Source organism: Spirosoma koreense, from assembly GCF_054777875.1.
In genome coordinates this window covers 897,399-915,052 of record NZ_BAAHAC010000022.1, presented here as the reverse complement: position 1 = coordinate 915,052, position 17,654 = coordinate 897,399, and the positions used below count along the sequence as shown (strand labels likewise).

The 17,654-nt window shown below is 52.7% G+C and carries 12 protein-coding genes; all 12 read right to left on the bottom strand.

Annotated features, from left to right (window positions below; translation table 11 throughout):
* Positions 1-29 precede the first annotated feature (29 nt).
* Positions 30-1,262: a glycosyl hydrolase family 8 gene (locus ACYVC2_RS17065; protein ID WP_461103857.1), complete on the bottom strand. Its 1,233-nt coding sequence runs from the start codon at positions 1,260-1,262 to the stop codon at positions 30-32.
* Positions 1,263-1,608: 346 nt separating this feature from the next.
* The gene (locus tag ACYVC2_RS17060; protein ID WP_461103855.1) at positions 1,609-2,727 is read right to left on the bottom strand and encodes an alpha/beta hydrolase-fold protein; all 1,119 of its coding nucleotides are present in this window, start codon (positions 2,725-2,727) and stop codon (positions 1,609-1,611) included.
* Between the two features lie 195 nt (positions 2,728-2,922).
* Positions 2,923-4,002 (bottom strand): alpha/beta hydrolase, encoded by a 1,080-nt coding sequence (locus ACYVC2_RS17055; RefSeq protein WP_461103853.1) that lies wholly within the window; start codon positions 4,000-4,002, stop codon positions 2,923-2,925.
* 118 nt (positions 4,003-4,120) lie between these two features.
* Complete coding sequence (locus ACYVC2_RS17050) at positions 4,121-5,281, bottom strand: alpha/beta hydrolase-fold protein (RefSeq protein ID WP_461103851.1); 1,161 nt, start codon at positions 5,279-5,281, stop codon at positions 4,121-4,123.
* Between the two features lie 68 nt (positions 5,282-5,349).
* Positions 5,350-7,437, bottom strand: a complete 2,088-nt coding sequence (locus tag ACYVC2_RS17045) for an alpha-L-fucosidase (protein WP_461103849.1) — start codon at positions 7,435-7,437, stop codon at positions 5,350-5,352.
* Between the two features lie 8 nt (positions 7,438-7,445).
* A complete protein-coding gene (locus ACYVC2_RS17040) occupies positions 7,446-8,375 on the bottom strand; it encodes an alpha/beta hydrolase (RefSeq protein ID WP_461103847.1) in 930 nt (309 codons plus the stop codon).
* 81 nt (positions 8,376-8,456) lie between these two features.
* On the bottom strand, positions 8,457-9,308 hold the full coding sequence (locus ACYVC2_RS17035; protein ID WP_461103845.1) for a sialate O-acetylesterase: 852 nt from the start codon (positions 9,306-9,308) through the stop codon (positions 8,457-8,459).
* On the bottom strand, positions 9,301-10,875 hold the full coding sequence (locus ACYVC2_RS17030) for a glycoside hydrolase family 43 protein (protein ID WP_461103843.1): 1,575 nt from the start codon (positions 10,873-10,875) through the stop codon (positions 9,301-9,303). The genes ACYVC2_RS17035 and ACYVC2_RS17030 overlap by 8 nt, the downstream gene beginning before the upstream one ends.
* 30 nt (positions 10,876-10,905) lie before the next feature.
* The gene (locus tag ACYVC2_RS17025; RefSeq protein ID WP_461103841.1) at positions 10,906-11,427 is read right to left on the bottom strand and encodes a VOC family protein; all 522 of its coding nucleotides are present in this window, start codon (positions 11,425-11,427) and stop codon (positions 10,906-10,908) included.
* A gap of 163 nt (positions 11,428-11,590) precedes the next feature.
* Entirely contained in the window at positions 11,591-13,867 is a 2,277-nt protein-coding gene (locus tag ACYVC2_RS17020) for a glycoside hydrolase family 127 protein (RefSeq protein WP_461103839.1), read from the bottom strand.
* Between the two features lie 115 nt (positions 13,868-13,982).
* Positions 13,983-15,668, bottom strand: a complete 1,686-nt coding sequence (locus ACYVC2_RS17015) for a glycoside hydrolase family 43 protein (protein WP_461103837.1) — start codon at positions 15,666-15,668, stop codon at positions 13,983-13,985.
* A gap of 160 nt (positions 15,669-15,828) precedes the next feature.
* Positions 15,829-17,646, bottom strand: a complete 1,818-nt coding sequence (locus ACYVC2_RS17010; RefSeq protein WP_461103835.1) for a RagB/SusD family nutrient uptake outer membrane protein — start codon at positions 17,644-17,646, stop codon at positions 15,829-15,831.
* Positions 17,647-17,654 lie beyond the last annotated feature (8 nt).

Sequence of the window (17,654 nt, the reverse complement as noted above, 5' to 3'; positions counted from 1 at the left end):
AATGAAAAAAAATAGTCTTATTTTATCAATTAATGAGTCTGCGGGTTGATGATATGGTACTTACCGCTCAGGTGCATCAGGCCAAACAGGTACATCAGCCCATCGTAATACGGGTCGAAATAGCCATCATCGAAAGGTTCCAGTTTAGCGTTCCACAACGCATGCACAAAATCGAGGCTGTTCTTTTCCTTGTTAACGAGCGACAGCGTAGCCGATGTAGACACCAGACCAATGGAGTGACGGAGTTTCTTCACGGGTCCGGCCTGGAGAATAAATTCCGGGCGGGAACCATCCAGGTTGAACTGATCCTCGAACGTATCGATGCCTTTGGAGCGCAGGAAATTCTGAAATCGGCCGGCGTAATCTTCCTGCCAGGCTTTGTCTTTGCCATACCAGGTGTAGTCCATCGCGATGTTCATGGGCACCCGCCAGGAATCGTACCGAAAAGCCGACGGCGACCAGCGGGTATCGTGCGGTTTACCGCTGAATTCCGTATAATCGGCATTCAGACCCGTGACCGGATGGCAGGCCCGGTGCAGGAAAACCCGCGACGTATCGGCGCATTCCCGGTAAAACTGCTCGTGTCCGTCTTTGGCGTAGGTAGCCCAGACTTCGTAAAAGGCCGGCAGGTGATACGATGGGTCGGTCCATTTATAATTGGCCCCTTCGGGCACAAACGATATCTGTTTGGCGTCGGTGTTAATGAGGTTATAAATGTTGCCCGTTCCGTCTTTTTTCCACATCGCATCCAGAATGCGCCGGGCTTCGTTATAATAGTGAATGCCCGTGTTGTTGCCCCATTTGTTGGCTGCAAACAGCAGGCTGGTGATGTAATACAGTTCGCCATCCGAAGCTGATCCTTCGGCATTTTTCTTCATCGTTTGCGGATTGATGCTCCAGGCAAAATAAGCCTCGCGGGGGCCGCTCTGGTGTTGCAGGTATTTTTTCGACCAGCGCCAGATCCGGTCGAACACGTCTTTCTTATCGAGCTGCACCGCCACCATCATGCCATACGAAAGCCCTTCCGTTCGGGCATCTTTGTTTTTGACGTCCGACACATACGCCATCGTATCGCCCACCTCGAAGTAGACTTTGTTCGATCCCTCAAAAACGTCGTGGTACGCCTTCGCCACTTTCGCGTCGATGTCAGCCTGCTTATAACCGGCTTCGCGAAACAGGTTTCGGTAGTTGCCAGACTGAACCGCAGCCCCGTTCTGACCAGCCGATTTCTTTTTTTGCGCCGAAGCTGGCTCAGTCGTCATCAGACAGCCAATCGTTAGTAGGAGCACCAACCAAGCCTTACCAGGCAATAGAGTCTGTATTGAACACATCATCAGTAGGTTTTTTATATTTTGACAGGATGAACAGCCGGTCCGACGCTTCGGCTTGACAGGATACTTCTTAAGCAGAACCTGTTCAAAAGCTTTTTTTGTCATTCCGACGCAGGACCGGGCCACCGGAGCGGGAATCTTCGTTAAATGGGTATTTTGTTAGCTCACCCGAAGATTCCCGCTCCGGCGGCCCGGTCCTGCGTCGGAATGACAAAATCACTTTATGTAAATTTTTAAGAGTTTACACAGGCCCGACGGTCAATCCTGTCGAGAAAACTTACTTAAACAACATCGGGGCCATCTCGTGCAGGCTACGGCGCCAGGTCAGAAATTCGTGGGCTGTATTTTCCGAAACGTACGAAACTGCATTGTAGCCAGCAGCTTTCAGATCGGCAGCCGACTTATTGACGCCGTCGGGCCGTTCTTTACTGCCGCAGCTCAGGAAAACAAGTTTTGGTTTCGCCTTGTCTTTGAGGTCCTCGGGCGCATAGACACCCCCACTGAGCAGGCCATAATACCCAAACACCTCCGGCTTGTTGAGGGTAATCATTTTGGTTTCCATACCCCCCATCGACAGGCCCGCCATGGCCCGGTTGTCGCGGTTGGTCAGCGTGCGGAAATGAGCATCCACGTACGGGACCAGTTCGTCGACCAGCACCGTTTGGAAGGGGTCTATCTTAAACTCCCGTATCTTACCAAATTTCACTTCGTTGGTCATGCCGTAAGTCATCACAATCAGAAACGGCTTGATTTTCCCCTCGGCGATCAGATTGTCCATGATCAGGTTCGCGTGCCCCTGGTTGCTCCAGGCCGTTTCATCTTCTCCCCAGCCATGCTGCAGGTAGAGCACCGGGTATTTTTTCGACTTATCGGTGTCGTAGCCCGGTGGCGTATAGACAAAGGCCCGGCGGGATGTACCGGTGCTTTTGGAGGGAAACAGAACCTGCTGGACATTCCCGTGAGGAACATCTTTCAGGGCGTAGAACGCCTGATCGTGAGCCGGGATTTCAATTCCACTCTCCCACCGGATAGACCCGTAATAGTTCATCGCACCAGGATCGTTGAACTTCCCGCCGTCGATCGTTACGTTGTAATAATGAAATCCTTCGTCCATCGGTCCGGCCGTCGTACCGGTCCAGAAACCGTCTTCCCCTTTGGTGAGAATGGTGCCTCCGCGTCCGCCCAGCCCCAGGCTCACCCGAACACTGTCGGCTTTGGGGGCTTTTATCCGGAAACGGGCGTAGCCCTGCGAGTTCACCTGCGGGTACTCCTGCCCCGGCTGGTTTAGGGTAGACGGTTTAAAATCCTCCGCGATGGCCGGTTGACTGGCCTGCGAGAAACAGTTTGCACTGACGACTGCCACAGCAAACAAGGTTGCTAACGAGTTACGAATCATTGGTTTATGGGTTTAGATAAACGATAAATATTACTGGATTTTTTTGTCATCTCGGTTTTTGTCCGTCCGCCTTTTTGTCATCCCGACGCAGGAGGGATCTTCGGTATCAGGATACTTTTCGCCAATTACCGAAGATCCCTCCTATCGTCGGGATGACAATAAGACACTGATAATCAAGTATTTTGTAATCAATCCTCACTTAAAGATCTCCTGGAGGGTGGTTGCCAGGTATTGCTTGCAATTCATCCAGGTATGACCGCCGGGAACGATGTAGCTTTTCGTCCGGATTTTCTTCTCTTCGAACATAGCGATGTTCTTTTTCACCGGCTCGTACAGAAAATCCTCGGTGCCTACGCTGATGGTGAATAACTTCAGCTGGCTATTGATTTTGGCCGCATCCGGCGTCCAGTTGGTAAAGTTCTTCTGAAACTCTTCGGTGGCCGTGTAGGGGGCGTACGAACAGATGTAAGCAAACTTATAGGTGTTGGTCAGGCCGATGTTCAGGGTTTGTCCACCGCCCACCGAAAACCCGGCCACCGCCCGGCTTTTGCTGTCTTTCAGGACTGGGTAGTTTGCCTCTACGAACGGAACGATGTCGGCTATCATGTCTTTGGTAAAGTCGGGCATGGGCGCAGGGCGGACATTGCCGTACGGCATCACAATCAGCATTGGTTTAGCTTTACCCTGGGCAATCAGGTTATCGGCAATCAGGTTGGCACGGCCCACTTTGGTCCAGGTTTCTTCAGTATCCGATCCGCCGTGAATCAGGTACAGCACCGGATACTTCGTTTTGCTTGCCGGATTGAATCCCGGTGGCGTGTACACTAGTAACTGCCGCGTAGTACCCAGCGTACCCGACTTATAGTAGCGGTAGCTGATCTTCCCGTGGGGTACGTTCTGGAGCGAATGAACCAGCGGCTGATCACCGGGGATGTCGACAATGCTCCGCTTGAAGCGCTCGTTGGCGAAGATGTAGGTGTTGTTCGGATCGGCAAGCTGTACGCTGTCGACGGTGAAGCTATAGGGATAGATGTCAGGCTTGACCGGCGGCACCGTTACACTCCAGATGCCCGACGTATCCTTGGTCAGGGCAACGGGTGCTTTCAGAAACTCTCCGCTCAGCATTACCTTGCTGGCTTTCTTCGAATAATACCGGAACGTCACGCTGTGGTCAGGGTGTACGTCGGGCGAACTGATGGCTGGCGGTCGTTGCTGGGCCATCAGCGTACTCGCCGAAAAAAGATAGGCGTATAAAAGGTAGTTGATACGTTTCATGGCAAGGGCTTTATTTTATATTTTTTTGTCATCCCGAGGAACGAGGGACCTTCGGTAGTAGCAGTCTCCTATGTACCACCCGAAGATCCCTCGTTCCTCGGGATGACAAAAATTCACGTTAGCGGAAGAGTAAAGGCGTGGTTTCGGCAACGTAGTGCTTGACGTTCATCCAGGTATGGCCGCCGTCGGTGATCAGGCTTTTGTAGTTCACCTGCTTCGCTTTCAGGTAATCCATGAATTCGACTGTACCCTTGTAGAGAAAATCGTCGCTTCCTACGCTCACCCAGAGCAATTTCAACTGCTTGTTGGTGTCATTGGCCTTGCCAGCGATCTGCGGAAAGGTTTTCTCCATTTCCTGGGGCGACAGGTACGAACTGTAGGCACACACCCAGGCAAACTTATCCATGTTGCCAAAAGCCGTCCGGAGCGTTTGCCCGCCCCCGCGCGAAAACCCACCGATGGCCCGGTTATCGCGGTTGGGAATGGCTCGGTACGCCTTCTCCGTGTAGGGAATGACGTTGCGCACCAGATCGGTTGCGAAATCATTGGCTCGTTTGACCGCATCGTCGCCATCGCGTACGGTCGGATCAGCGGGCTTGGCGCCCCCTTTCTGCTCGGCTACCCGGGCTGCGATGTTTCCGTACGGCATGACGACAATCATAGGTTTGACTTTCCCTTCCGCAATCAGATTATCCAGAATCCAGTTGGTTTTGCCGACCTTAAAGAAGGTCTCTTCGGTATCGGTTGTGCCGCTGATGAGGTAATAGACCGGGTATTTCTGCGCCGGATTGCTGTCGTAGCCCGGCGGGGTATACACGACCAGCGATCCCGTCGTTCCTTCCAGCGATGGGTAGTATTCGTAGTTGACCGAACCATGCGGTACGTCTCTCAAAGCGTGAATTAAGGGCGTATCGCCGGGCACGTCGACCAGGCTGGCCTTGAACCGTTCGTTCGGGAAAAACGCCACGTTGGCCGGGTCCATGACGGTTATGCCATCGACCTGGAAGCTGTAGGGGTAGATATCAGGTTTGATGGGGCTGGTCGTTATGCTCCAGATGCCCTGTGCATCTTTGGTCATCGGCAGCGGTGCTTTTTCAAACTGCGCACTCAGCCGGACCTCTTTGGCCTGCGGGGCCAGGTAGCGGAACGTAACCGATTTATCGGCGTTCACCTGGGGCGACACAACCAGCGGGCCACGGGGCGGTTGGGCTATTGCCCCCAGGTATAGGCCGAATAAAGCCCAGAAAAGCCCTATTCGGTGGAGTAATGGTCTGTTCATCGTTCATTAAGGTTTAGGATTCACTGCTTTTTGTCATCCCTGCTGGTGTCGGGATGACAAAAACTCGGTCACTGGGTAATCATGTCAACCTCGGCATAGCCCGAAGCCGAACCCTCCTGCGTATTTTTCAGCGCACGCAATTTTACGTACCGGGCTTTGGTAGATTCGAACGTTTTGGTTTGCCAGAAGGGGCTGTTTTTAATGTTTGAAAATTCGCCTTCACTCACTCGTTTCCAGGTTTTGTTATCGACCGAGACGTCAAACTCGTAGTGAGTAATGATGCTGGCTTCTTCCCACCAGTTTTGGGCAGGCAGGTATCGAAAACCGGTCAGGTTTTCTTCTTTACCCAGATCGATAACCAGGTCTGCGGGCATCGTTTGGCCTTTGGCCTGATGCCATGACGTGGCCGGATTGCCATCTACAACCTGATAGGCCGACCTGGCGTCAGTACTTATGATTTTCCAGGCGGTGCGGGCTATATCGAATTTTTCCTCGCTGACGATGCTGCTTTGTCTCGTGTATGGATTGTAAGCAATTGCCTTGATGTCAATCTTGCCACTGCCGGTTTTTACGGGAGTCGTGTAATGGCTGGCGGTTGCGGTTGGCGTACTCCCGTCGAGGGTGTAATACAGCTCCGATTCGGCATCGCCGGGCCTGATGTGAATCTCACCAGCCTGATCGCGGGTAATCAGCGGGGGCGTCAGAATCAGGGGGGCGTTGTAGATTTCAAGATTCGAGATCAACGGGGAGCCTTTGGCATCCAGAATCGTCAGCCGGAGCTGGGTAGCTTCTACAGTCGGAAACCGCAGAATACGCTTATAGCCAATCGTCGTTTCTCTGGCAATTTCTTTCCAGTTTCCATCGACAAATGCCTCTACACTAAAGGCTTTGACTCGCTGCCCCAGCCGAATGGGCTCCTGTACCAGAAACCGATTAAAAGCCGTAGGCTTTTTAAAATCAAGGGCCAACGATGCCTGGCGGACGGCATCATCCGTAGCCCAGTAGCTCTCTTTATCGGCATCGATGGCTTTGCTGCCCTCATACGTCGCGCTTTTTTCCCGCACGTGTGAGGCCGTGGCGCGCGCATTTCTGGCCAGATTCACCGCAAAGGCGTCTTTAACTGCTTTAGCAAAGCCCTGTACCGCTTTTTCGTCCTTCTCGTGGATCAGCCCGTTGGGCATGATCGGAAAGTTGAGCAGCAACGTGGCGTTCCGACCAATGGAATTGTAATAGATATCCATCAGTTGAGGTAATGTTTTAACCTTGCTGTCTTCCCGCTCGTGGTAAAACCATTCGGGACGAATCGATGTGTTTACCTCACCGGGCACCCATACATCGCCATTCTCGACGCCGTACCGTAGCATTTTCTCCGGCACGTCGCCGGTTGCATTCAATAAACTCCAGTTTGTTTCGCCTACATATCCGGCTTCGGTGCCTACCCAGCGCAGGTCGGCCCGATTACCACCGTCATTCCAGATAACGATGTTGGGCTGGAGTTTACGGACGAGCTTATACGTAGTGGGCCAGTCATAATATGTTTTGGCGTCGATTTTACGGGTTTCGTTGGCTCCGCCATAATAGCCTGATCCGCCATTGGCGCCGTCGAACCAGACCTCGAAAATGTCTCCATAATTGGTCAGCAGCTCCTGCAACTGGTTTCGGAAGTAGGTTATGTAGGCGGGTTTCCCATAGTCGGCGTGGTTCCGGTCCCAGGGCGACAGGTACACGCCGAACTTCAAGCCGTATTCTTTGCAGGCATTGGCCATGTCCCGCACGATGTCGGCTTTTCCGTTACGCCAGGGGATATTTTTTACGGAGTAATCGGTGTATTTCGAGGGCCAGAGGCAAAAACCACTGTGGTGTTTAGCCGTAAAAATGATGCCTTTCATACCGGCCTCTTTGCAGATGCGCGCCCATTGCCGACAATCCAGTTGGGTAGGATTAAACAACTTCGGATCTTCATTACCCAGGCCCCAGGCCATATCGGTATACGTATTTATCGAGAAATGGATAAAGGCGTAGTATTCCATTTTTTGCCAACGCAGTTGATTTGCGCTGGGGAGCGGGCCAACGGGTTTGGGAGGTGCTGGCTGCGCAAATCCAGCAAGCGCTGTCAGTAGAAAAAAACCTAATCGAAGCAGTAAGGCCTTAGGCATTGTCGAGCTTATTTAGTAAGCCATTTATTTCGTTTCATCCAGTCGAACAGGGGGTTCATCCAGCCCGGCTGCCGGAAGATAAACCCATGCCCACCTTTGGGGTAGAGGTGCATTTCCACGTCAATGTTCTGATGCCTCAATTTCTCAAAGTAAGCAATGCTGTTATCGACGTCCACCAGTCTGTCGTCGGCCGCGTGGGTCAGGTAAGCCGGTGGGGTATTTTGGGTAATTTGTCGCTCGTTGGAGTACAGGTCGATGGTTGCTCTCGATGGATTTTTGCCCAGCAAATTGTTGCGCGAATCGCGGTGCGTCAGGCTGTCCTGCATACTGATGACCGGGTACACCAGAATCTGAAAATCGGGGCGAAGGCTGGTGTTATTGCTGTTTTCGACCAGCGCTTTCTCGAAATGCGTAGCTTCGGTCGAGGCCAGATGCCCACCCGCGGAGAAGCCCATAATTCCCACTTTCCCGGCATCGATACCCCATTTGGCCGCATTCTCGCGCACCAGTTTAATAGCCTGCTGGGCATCCTGCAACGGCCCGATGGTTTTATCGACCATAATCGAATCACTCGGCAACCGGTATTTCAGCACAAAAGCCGCCACTCCATTTTTGACAAATTCCTTAGCTGTATTGACTCCTTCTCCCTGATATACCACAACGCCGTAACCACCGCCGGGAATGATGACCACAGCAGCCCCCGAAGCGACTTCTTTGGCGGGCAGGTACACTTCCAGCGTGGGTTTCGTAACGCCTTTAAACACGCCCGTAGCCGCCCCCGTTTCCTGAACGTTCGCGACTTTCGCGTTGGGCACAGCGCCGGGATACAGGCTGATAATTTCCTGCGATTTGACGACAAACGGACAGGCAACCAGCAAGCTTAGAAGAGCAGAGCTGGCCTTTATCGCCCGTTGTCTATATCGGAATAAGCTACTCATCTCCAAGAAATTATAAACAGATTTATCTTTATACTATTTTCATTTCTGTCCTTCGTCGAAATGACAGAAAATATAACCTGTTTAGTTGGCGGAAATCGGTTTATAGCCGAGTAACGCCAGCATCTGGGTGGCGTAGCGTTTCCCTAATTCCCGGTATCCGGCCGCATTGAAATGCAGGTTGTCGGCTGAATCGGTACAGCCCGCCGACGAAATCACGTGTGCATTTTTGATGGTTTGCGGGAGTGTGGCAATGATCCGGTTCATGCTCGCACATTTCCCATCCTGATCGGCATTGACCAGCTCGCCCGCCAGCAGGGGTACTTTTTTGGGTTTCAGATCCAGGTCGTGCATCAGGTTATCGTAAACAACTTTCACCTTTTGAGTCCATAGCGTATCACCCGTATTCGACTCGCCCTGATGCAGCAGAATGCCTTTGATGACCCCGTCTTTCTGGGCCAGCTTTGCCATCTCGACCAGTCGGGCGTACGGCTTTCCATCGTATTCTTTAATGAAATTTTTCATCCAGCCCGGCACCGTCGTAACGTACGACTCGTAATGGTCTTTGTCGAACAGCTCGATTTTGCAGCCACCAATCGCTACGTTGATCACGCCCACCCGGACCTTTTCAGGAAGATTGGCGACCAGTTCGCGGCCAAAATAATCGGCGGGCGTTAGTCCGGTCCGGCAGCGGCAAAGGGGTGGCACAGCGGTATACCAGTTCCCCTTTGTTCGGTTGAGCGCCGGGCAATCGACCGCTTCCATTACCTGGAATCGACTGCTCACATTCACCGTATCCTGCGGCTCAATTTTGGCGTTTCCTTCCATGTTTGACTGGCCGAAGCAGAGGAAGATGTAAAATTTTTTGTCCTGTGCCTTCGCTGAAAAAACCAGGAAGAACAGGATCAGGCTAAGAAGTAGTGCTGGCTTATTCATGGCTTATCGAAGCGTTTATGCGGAAATAATCGAAATCGGCAAAACCACCTATCTGCTGAGTGGCGTAATTGAACAGACCGAACCGATATCCCATAAAATGCGGGATAGTGTAGGGCATCTTCAGTGGTTCGCCGATGGCGGTCCAGGCTTTGCCATCCAGGCTGTAAAAGAAATGAGCAGTGTCTTTTCGATCCCTGAAGTCACACTCGGCTTTCAGATAGACCGTCTTCTGGGTGAGCGGAACCCGCTGCACCTCCACTGGCTTGCCCGACCTGGCACTGACCATGACGATGGCATTTTGCCCGTTCTCGCGCTTCACGCCAACCAGCCCATAATTCTTCTGCAGCAGGCTTAGCCCGGCGAAATCGCCATCCTTCAGATTCGATACATCGAGTGCGGTAGCGCCTGCCGATTCGGGGCCGATGGTTCGCTGGGTGAGGGTGTTCCGGGCCATCACAAACGACGTATCGGTTCGACCGGTCTTCAGCCGCAGATAGCCTTTCCGCTCGCTGACAGACCAGAGGCTGTTGTTGGGGTTGTGGTTCCATTGCCAGACCAGCGGCAATGCCCGTTCGCCTTTCTTGCGGGTAAATTCGTCGGAATGCACGATACCGGGTATCAACCCGTTGCTGGCAGGCAGATCGAGGGTTTCGGGTACTTTTCCGTTGACACCCACTACCGGCCAGCCGTCTTCCCATTTGACGGGTACCAGATAGGGAATGCGGCCTACGCCCCCAAAATCGCGGAACAGATACGCGTACCATGTTCCATCGGGTGTGTCGATCAGGCCACCCTGCGCCACGCCGAGGTCCTGTAAACCGATGCGACCTTCCCAAGGACCGGTGAGCTTATCGGCCCGGTGAATGACCACCGTTCGCATACCGCCACGTGGCCAGGTGATGTTGAACAGATAGTATTTTCCATTGACCTTGAACAGTTGCGAGCCTTCGGCCGGTAAGCCACCGCCGGTGCCCGAGGGTGTGCTGGCGTTCTCGATGATGACCTGCTCAGTGGTGCCGGGTTTTACGCCCGAAACATCGGCTGTCAGTTCGACCAGCCGTAATTTGCCAGCGCCGTAAATCAGATAGACCCGCCCATCATCGTCAAAAAACAGGGAATGATCATGGTAGGACGGGCCAAACGAAACCTCTTTCCAGGGGCCTTTTTCAATGTCTTTGGTGGTGTAGATGTAGGTTTTACCAGTAGTCTGGGCAAACGTGCTTACGTAATACGTACCGTTGTGGAAACGCAGGCTACTGGCCCACGAACCCCGGCCGTAGGTGCTTTTGCCGTTAGTCAGATTCAGGGCATCGACGCTGGCCAGGGTGTCGTACGCGTAGTTAACCAACTGCCAGTTCACCAGGTCTTTCGACTTCATGATGGGCAGCCCCGGACTCATGTGCATAGTGGTGCTGCTCATGTAATACGTGTTACCCACCCGTATCATAGACAGGTCGGGAACGTCGGCGAAAATGATCGGGTTGTGCGCCGTTTGCGCCGGTGCGATGAATGGCATCAGCAGCAGGACAATCCCCCATAGTCCGAATCGTAAAAGTGCCCTCTTCATGCAAACAGTTGGTTACATCGTTTTCTGACGCTATTCCAGTGGGCCGATCAGTTCGATAAAATTCCCATCGGGATCCTGCACAAACACAAAGTGGGATTTTTCATTCAGGGGCGTCGGCGTACTGCCCAGAAACGGTACCTTCATCCGGGTCAATCGGTCGATGATGGGCCGTAGGGCTTTCACGTTGAGCGTGATGTACTGCATGCCCGTATCATCCTGAATGTACTTCGGCTTTGGGTGCGACGCCTTTTTACCAAAGCTCATCAGCTTCCAATCGGTGGCTTCGGGGCTATTTTCGAGCTTCAGAATGGTGACCCCTACCGCCACGCCATTCGTCAGTCCCGAGCGTTTGCCAAAGTCTTCATTGATCGTGAAGCTACCCGTTTTGACCATACCGATCCCATTCACGTAGAAGTCCAGGGAGCGCTCAAGGTCGGCGACAACCACCCCTATTCCAATAACTTTACTGCTGAAATTAGACTGCGCCGAAGCGGCATAACTCATCAGGACAGTGGCAATCAGCCAGAAACTTTTTTGTATTGTTTTTTTCATAGAGTGAAACTCAGGCAGTGAGTTTAGATGGTTTTGTTACGCGTTTGCGGGTCGGTCCAGATCGATCTGGCCAATCGGATTCTTTCAATAGTGTTAAATTGACACTTTTTAAGTTAGCGACAAATTTTTCGCTCTAATCATTCTGAAATGCATCCGTTTGTGTTTATTGGCTTACAAGTCTGATTTGGGAAAACCGGGGTGTGTTTTTACCGTTCCGGGTAAGGATTCTCAACGTAACGGTTTCCTCATTAGGCGCTTTCAGTCGAATACGTTTGCCCTCCTGAACGATTGTATCAGCAGGCTTTCCGTTGAGCAGGAAGGTGATATCCTCTGTATTGATGGTATCTAAAGCACTGATGTCAAAAAATTTACCCGCCTGATTTTTGTTCTGTAGTTCATACGACATGAACGAACGGGTACGTCTCCAGAACTGCTCGTCGTCGTAGCCCGATTCGCTTTTTTCGCCCGCATAAGCGTGGTCGACTTCGGGCTGCTGTTCACCACAATTGACCTTATCGACCGTTTTTGCCTCGATCGCCAAAGCCTCTGTTTCCTGCTGTCTGAGCCGGGCGGTTTGTTCGTTATAGGCGGTTTGTGTAAACGTCTGAAAATACATCTGATAGCGCGCATCGTGGACCTCATAAAAAGGCTGCAGCGTCAGCGAATCCAGCCCGAACCGAAGCGGTTCAACGGGTTTTAGCCGGGTCAGGTACGTTGCCGGGTCACCTACCAGCGCGTAGGCACTGGTCAGCGGATACAGTTTCCCCTTCGTTTCGTGGCCCATTCGGCTATCGTCGGCATACAGCCCGGTCAGGTCTTGGGTCGATGTTTTAGCCGCCAGAACGATCGGGCCATGCACAAAAGCAGCCCAGTTAGACCCATCGGGCAGGTATTCCAGATGCGTCGACGTTCTGAAGCGGACGGTCAGTCGATCGCCCGTTTGCCATTTTCGGCGGAGGGTTACGTAAGCGGCTGGGCTGTTCGTCACTGACTGCGGCTTCCCATTGACCAGAATCTCAACACCATCGGCCCATTTCGGATAGCGGATGTTCAGGCTGAAGGTCTGCGGTCTGGCCAGTTTGAGCGCCAGTTCAGCCTGGTCTCGGTATGGGAACTCCGTTTGCTGAACCAGCTGAACGTTCTTTTCTTTCCAGTTCAGCGTAGACGGAATAAACAGGTTGACAAACAGATCGTTGTCGGAGTGACTGTAAATTAGTTCGCCGTATTTGGTGTGATTTTCCAGCCCCGACCCTACGCAGCACCACATGCTGGTCTCGGGCTGCGAATACACCCGATAGTGATTGGGCCGAATGGGCGTGAAATAAACGAACCCGCCTTTCTCGGGGTGCTGCGTCGACAGGATGTGGTTATAGAGCGTCCGTTCGTAGAAATCCAGGTAGCCAGGATCGGCCTTATCCAGAAACAGCGCTTTGCTGAGCCGAAGCATGTTGTACGAATTGCAGGTTTCGGGTCCCTGATTCGACTGGAGCATCCGGCTGAAATCGTTCGTCGGGTTGAAATGCTCCCGAACACTATTGCCCCCGAATGCCACGCTACGGGTCTGCGAGACATTCTGCCAGAAATACTGAGCCGCGTCCGACCAGTCGGATTTGCCCGTAAGCGTGGCTATTTTCTCAAAGCCAATCACCTTTGGAATCTGGGTGTTGGCGTGCAGCCCGGTGAGTTTGTCCTGTTTTTCGAGCAGTGGATTCAGCAGCGCACGGTGGGAAATCCGTTGCGCCGTTTCGAGGTATTTCTTGTCTTTCGTCAGGATGTACAGATCGGCAAAGGTTTCGTTGATGCCGCCGTGTTCGGTACGCAGCACCTGCTGAATCTGATCGTCGGAAAGGGGCGCGATGAGGTCGATGAACCAGTCGCCCAGACCGATCAATACCTGTTTAGCCTGTTGGTTATCTGCGTATTCATAGGCATCACGCAGGCCCGCGAAAAGCTTGTGGATGTTGTAGAGCGGTACCCACGTGTTATTCAGCCCGAAGCTGCTTCCGTCGATATCGCCTTTATGGATACGCTCCCAGAAGAGCTTGCCCTGTGGAATGCCCCCTACATAGCCATTGCCGTTTTTGGCCTGACAGCGGGCCAGTTCAGAAATCATGTAATCCAGGCGTTTTTTCACCTCAGGATTATCCGTAGAGGCATACATCATGGCCAGGGCCGACAGATAATGTCCACCGATATGACCATCCAGGCCCGAGCTCTCCCAATTGCCGTACCGATTGGCTTTTAGGGGTAGCCCGGCATCGATCAGATACGGTGCCAGGAGCCTGTCGGGATCGAGCGCCAGCATGTAGTTGAGGTCGACGTCCTGCGCCTGTTTAAACGCCCCGCCCGTCAGCCTGACTTCCTGCAGCGGGAACGACTGCATCTGTGCCAGCGTCGGAAAGCTGAACAATAATAAGGACAGAATACTTAACAGCTTCATCGTCAATGAACATACTTTATTTTTTGTCATCCCGACGAAGGAGGGACCTTCGGGTAGAAGCCTTAATAATCGGCTATTAGCGAAGGTCCCTCCTTCGTCGGGATGACAAAATGGTCTACTGTCTGAGCATCGGATCATCGCCCTGGTATTTCAGGTACTGGAATGAAGCCGAATTGGTACTGGCCTCGCCCGACGACGTAGCGTACAAGCCATACACACAGCCGATAAAGCCCCCGGCAACTTTGGTACTCAGGAACTTGCCATCGACTTTATCTTTCAGCAAGGTCCAGTTCTTTGCATCCGTGCTGTACTGAAAACGGTAGCTATCGCCCTGCGAGGCAATACGCAGGCCTACTTTGCCCACTTTAGCGTCCAGCGGCACCTCGGTCAGCAAGTCCATCTCCTTCGATCGGGGCTTGCTTTGGTAGAGTTGCAGCACTTCTTTATCCTGCGCCTTCGATTTACACAGGAAATAGAAATGGCCTTCGTCCTGTAAGATCACCAGACCGGCTTTTTCTTTATCCGATTTAGGCGAAAAACTCAGCTCCGTTTCGGCGGTGCTGTTGAGGTGCTGCTGGCGCTTCCCGATAAAGGCAGGATTGCCCATATCCATCACGGTTTCAGGCTTCAGTTTGAGCGTCAGCCCATCTTTCTTCGACAGCGAATACGAATTTTTATCGTGGGTACGCATGAACAGAAGGGACGGGTCAAGTGCTTTGTCAAAAGTCAGCGTGTAGGCGAAATTACCCGACTGCGGCAACGCACCTTTCTGTTTACTTTCTTTGATGGTCGTTGGGTAGCTATACGCAATCGCCTTCTCGCCATGCTCGATCATCGGCCAGTCGTCTTTCCAGGTCAGGGGCGCAATAAAGGTTTCGCGACCGGTGTTGTAATAATCACCTTCGTAAGGACGTACCGCCAGAAAAATCGAATACCATTTTCCGTCCGGCCCTTCCACAAACTGCGCATGACCCGCCGACGTGATAGCGTCTTTCCGGTCGGCAGGTAACTCCCGCTGCGTCAGGATCGGATTTCCTTCATAGGGTACGTAAGGCCCCCAGACATCTTTGCTGCGCAACACAACTTCGGAGTGATTAACCGACGTACCGCCCTCTGCTGCGTAGAGGTAGTACCAGCCGTTCCGCTTCAGGATGTGAGGTCCCTCGATCCAGACCGGCTTTTTAGACAAATCGACGCCCCCGTTCACCAGTTGTTTTTCTTCCCCAACAACGGTCAGCTTCACCGGATCGAATTCGTACATCCGGATGGTCCGGTGCCCCGAATACAACGGCTTCCGGTCGGGGGCATCGCTATTGTAGATGATGTACGCTTTGCCGGCCTCTTCGTCAAAGTAAATGGACGGATCGATGCCGCGTACCTGTGGAAGCTTCACCGGATTGCTCCAGGGACCAGCCGGATTTTTGGCCGTCACGACAAAGTTGCCATCATGGTCGATGTCAGTGCAGGTTACGTAATAGGTTCCCTTCGAGTAGCTAATACCTGGAGCAAAAAGGCCCCGCGTCAGGCGCTCACCCATGAAGTCCATCTGTTCGGGACGGTCGATTACATTACCGATCTGCTGCCAATTTTTGAGGTCTTTGCTGTGCATAATCGGCAGACCGGGGAAATACGAAAACGTCGAGTTGACCAGGTAATAATCCGGGCCGACTTTCACGATGCTGGGGTCCGGGTAAAAACCGGTCAGAATGGGATTGATCAGGGTGGCACCCTGCGCCAACGCCCTGTTTGACAGTCCGGTAAACCATGTGATCAGAACAACGGCAAGAATGTATTTCTTCATAGGAATTTGTAGTGTTCACTTCTTTTAATCCGACGCAGGACCAGGCTACCGGAACTGGACACTTTGATAAGTATTCAGATAGCTGCTTCTACCGAAAACTCCGCTTCGGTAGCCCGGCCCTACCGGTGGTCAAAAGCGACTCAGCAAGCAACCTGATCGACTAATAACCAGGGTTTTGCGGAAACTTGGGCCCATCTACCACCCGATCGATTTGCTGCGTTTGCGGAATAGGACGCAGCATATGAAAATCCTGGATATAGGGAGCTGCTTCCGGATTCCAGGCTTTCACACGACGGACCAGCGACCGCGTACGAACCAGGTCATGCCACCGTTGCCATTCGCCGAAGAGTTCGCGGCTACGCTCGTCCAGAATAAAATCCACCGTTACGTCGGCCGGAGTAATGGTCATGGCCGTAACAGCAGCTGCATTCTGGGCAGCGGTGTTCGTTTTTCGGTATGCGGCCCGTTGTCTGACCACGTTCAGCAGCGAAGCCGCTTTCGTAGCATCGCCGGCCTTCAGGTACGCTTCGGCACCCGTCAGGTACACATCGGCAAAGCGGTACAGCACACAGGGACGGGTCGATGGATCGTTGAAGTTAGCACCCCGACTAGGGTCCATGAATTTCTTCAGCGCCGGGAAAACGTTATTGTCCCATAAGCTGGGCGGAACAACAATTCCTTTGAAGGGACGGGTTCCGACAAACTGTGGCGCTCCGGCTACTTCAAAATCAGGTATCCAAACGGCCGTATCCGCGCCCGCAACTGTGGTGTAACCGATACCCCGGCTGTTATTGGCTGCATTAGCGGTGTTGGTAACGGAGATGTTGGCAATATAAACCGTATAGAACGAGTTCATAAACCGGGAATCGACACTCCGATTCGTAAAGGCCTGATCCAGGAAATAATTTTTCCCGGTATTGGCCCCAGTGGTCCATTTGTAACTATTGGGACGCATGCGACTGTAGGGCCGACCGTATTGTGAATCGCGGGTCATCAGCGACGTGCCGTTGTTGACAATCGTGCCCGCAGCACTTTTGTAGGAGTTGATGCCGCTGAAGTTGGGGTAATTCCAGTTCGTAAACCAGGGCGACAGATTATTGGCAAAGCCCCCCCCTTCGGCCGCGCCTACCTTATAATAGCCATATTTCGGGTCGAGTACGTGATCGCTGACAAACATGGTTTCTTTGCCGTAGTCGTTGGCCGGGACAAATGCATCGCCGTAATCCTGCCATAAATCCAGACCGTACGAAGCTTTGTTGGCAATGATGTCGGCACAGATGGAAGCAGCCTGGGTAAAATCAGCGGCCGTATTATTCAGCCAGCCGCGGGTCAGGTAGGCTTTTGCCAACAGCAACTGAGCTACGGGCTTGGTGGCTGCTTTTCCTAAAAACGGGGCTGTAGGCTGGTTAGGCAAATCGGCAGCCGCTTCGGTCAAATCTTTAAGGATCAGCTCATACACCTGCGCTACGGGTTGGCGGGAGGCCGCCTGCGAGGGTGTTGTAATGAATTCCGTACTGAGCGGTACATCTCCGTAGGTCTGCACCAGATAAAAATACCAGAAGGCCCGCAGAAACTTGGCCTGTGCCAGGTATTGTTTCCGGGTAGCGTCCGGCAGATCGATCGTCTGGCCGTATTTGAGTACGCCGTTGATGGTGTTGATATCCTGAAAGGCCGTTCCCCAGGCTGCCCCGAAATTACTCCCATTCAGCCCGTTATAGGTATAGGGCGGCACCCCTCCGCTACTGGAAGCCTGTATAAACTCGTCGGTACCAGCCTGCATTTCTACGGTGAATCCTTCGGTGCCCCACTGGCCCCGGATGTCATTATACACACCAGCAATACCGCCCAGCACCCCAGACGGACTGTTGAAGTAGGCAGGAACAATCTGCGATTGGGGGTTCTCCTGTAATATTTTTTCGCATCCTGTGCTCAGTAGAGCCGTAAGGCCGATCACGGCGCAAAATTTTATGGCTTTCATAGTCGCTT

What these genes read in the sequence shown, in the direction of transcription:
- ACYVC2_RS17020 (WP_461103839.1), bottom strand. Translation starts at nt 13,867, where the DNA reads ATGAAGCTGTTAAGTATTCTGTCCTTATTATTGTTCAGCTTTCCGACG.
- ACYVC2_RS17015 (WP_461103837.1), bottom strand. Translation starts at nt 15,668, where the DNA reads ATGAAGAAATACATTCTTGCCGTTGTTCTGATCACATGGTTTACCGGA.
- ACYVC2_RS17010 (WP_461103835.1), bottom strand. Translation starts at nt 17,646, where the DNA reads ATGAAAGCCATAAAATTTTGCGCCGTGATCGGCCTTACGGCTCTACTG.
- ACYVC2_RS17025 (WP_461103841.1), bottom strand. Translation starts at nt 11,427, where the DNA reads ATGAAAAAAACAATACAAAAAAGTTTCTGGCTGATTGCCACTGTCCTG.
- ACYVC2_RS17060 (WP_461103855.1), bottom strand. Translation starts at nt 2,727, where the DNA reads ATGATTCGTAACTCGTTAGCAACCTTGTTTGCTGTGGCAGTCGTCAGT.
- ACYVC2_RS17050 (WP_461103851.1), bottom strand. Translation starts at nt 5,281, where the DNA reads ATGAACAGACCATTACTCCACCGAATAGGGCTTTTCTGGGCTTTATTC.
- ACYVC2_RS17045 (WP_461103849.1), bottom strand. Translation starts at nt 7,437, where the DNA reads ATGCCTAAGGCCTTACTGCTTCGATTAGGTTTTTTTCTACTGACAGCG.
- ACYVC2_RS17040 (WP_461103847.1), bottom strand. Translation starts at nt 8,375, where the DNA reads ATGAGTAGCTTATTCCGATATAGACAACGGGCGATAAAGGCCAGCTCT.
- ACYVC2_RS17030 (WP_461103843.1), bottom strand. Translation starts at nt 10,875, where the DNA reads ATGAAGAGGGCACTTTTACGATTCGGACTATGGGGGATTGTCCTGCTG.
- ACYVC2_RS17035 (WP_461103845.1), bottom strand. Translation starts at nt 9,308, where the DNA reads ATGAATAAGCCAGCACTACTTCTTAGCCTGATCCTGTTCTTCCTGGTT.
- ACYVC2_RS17065 (WP_461103857.1), bottom strand. Translation starts at nt 1,262, where the DNA reads ATGACGACTGAGCCAGCTTCGGCGCAAAAAAAGAAATCGGCTGGTCAG.
- ACYVC2_RS17055 (WP_461103853.1), bottom strand. Translation starts at nt 4,002, where the DNA reads ATGAAACGTATCAACTACCTTTTATACGCCTATCTTTTTTCGGCGAGT.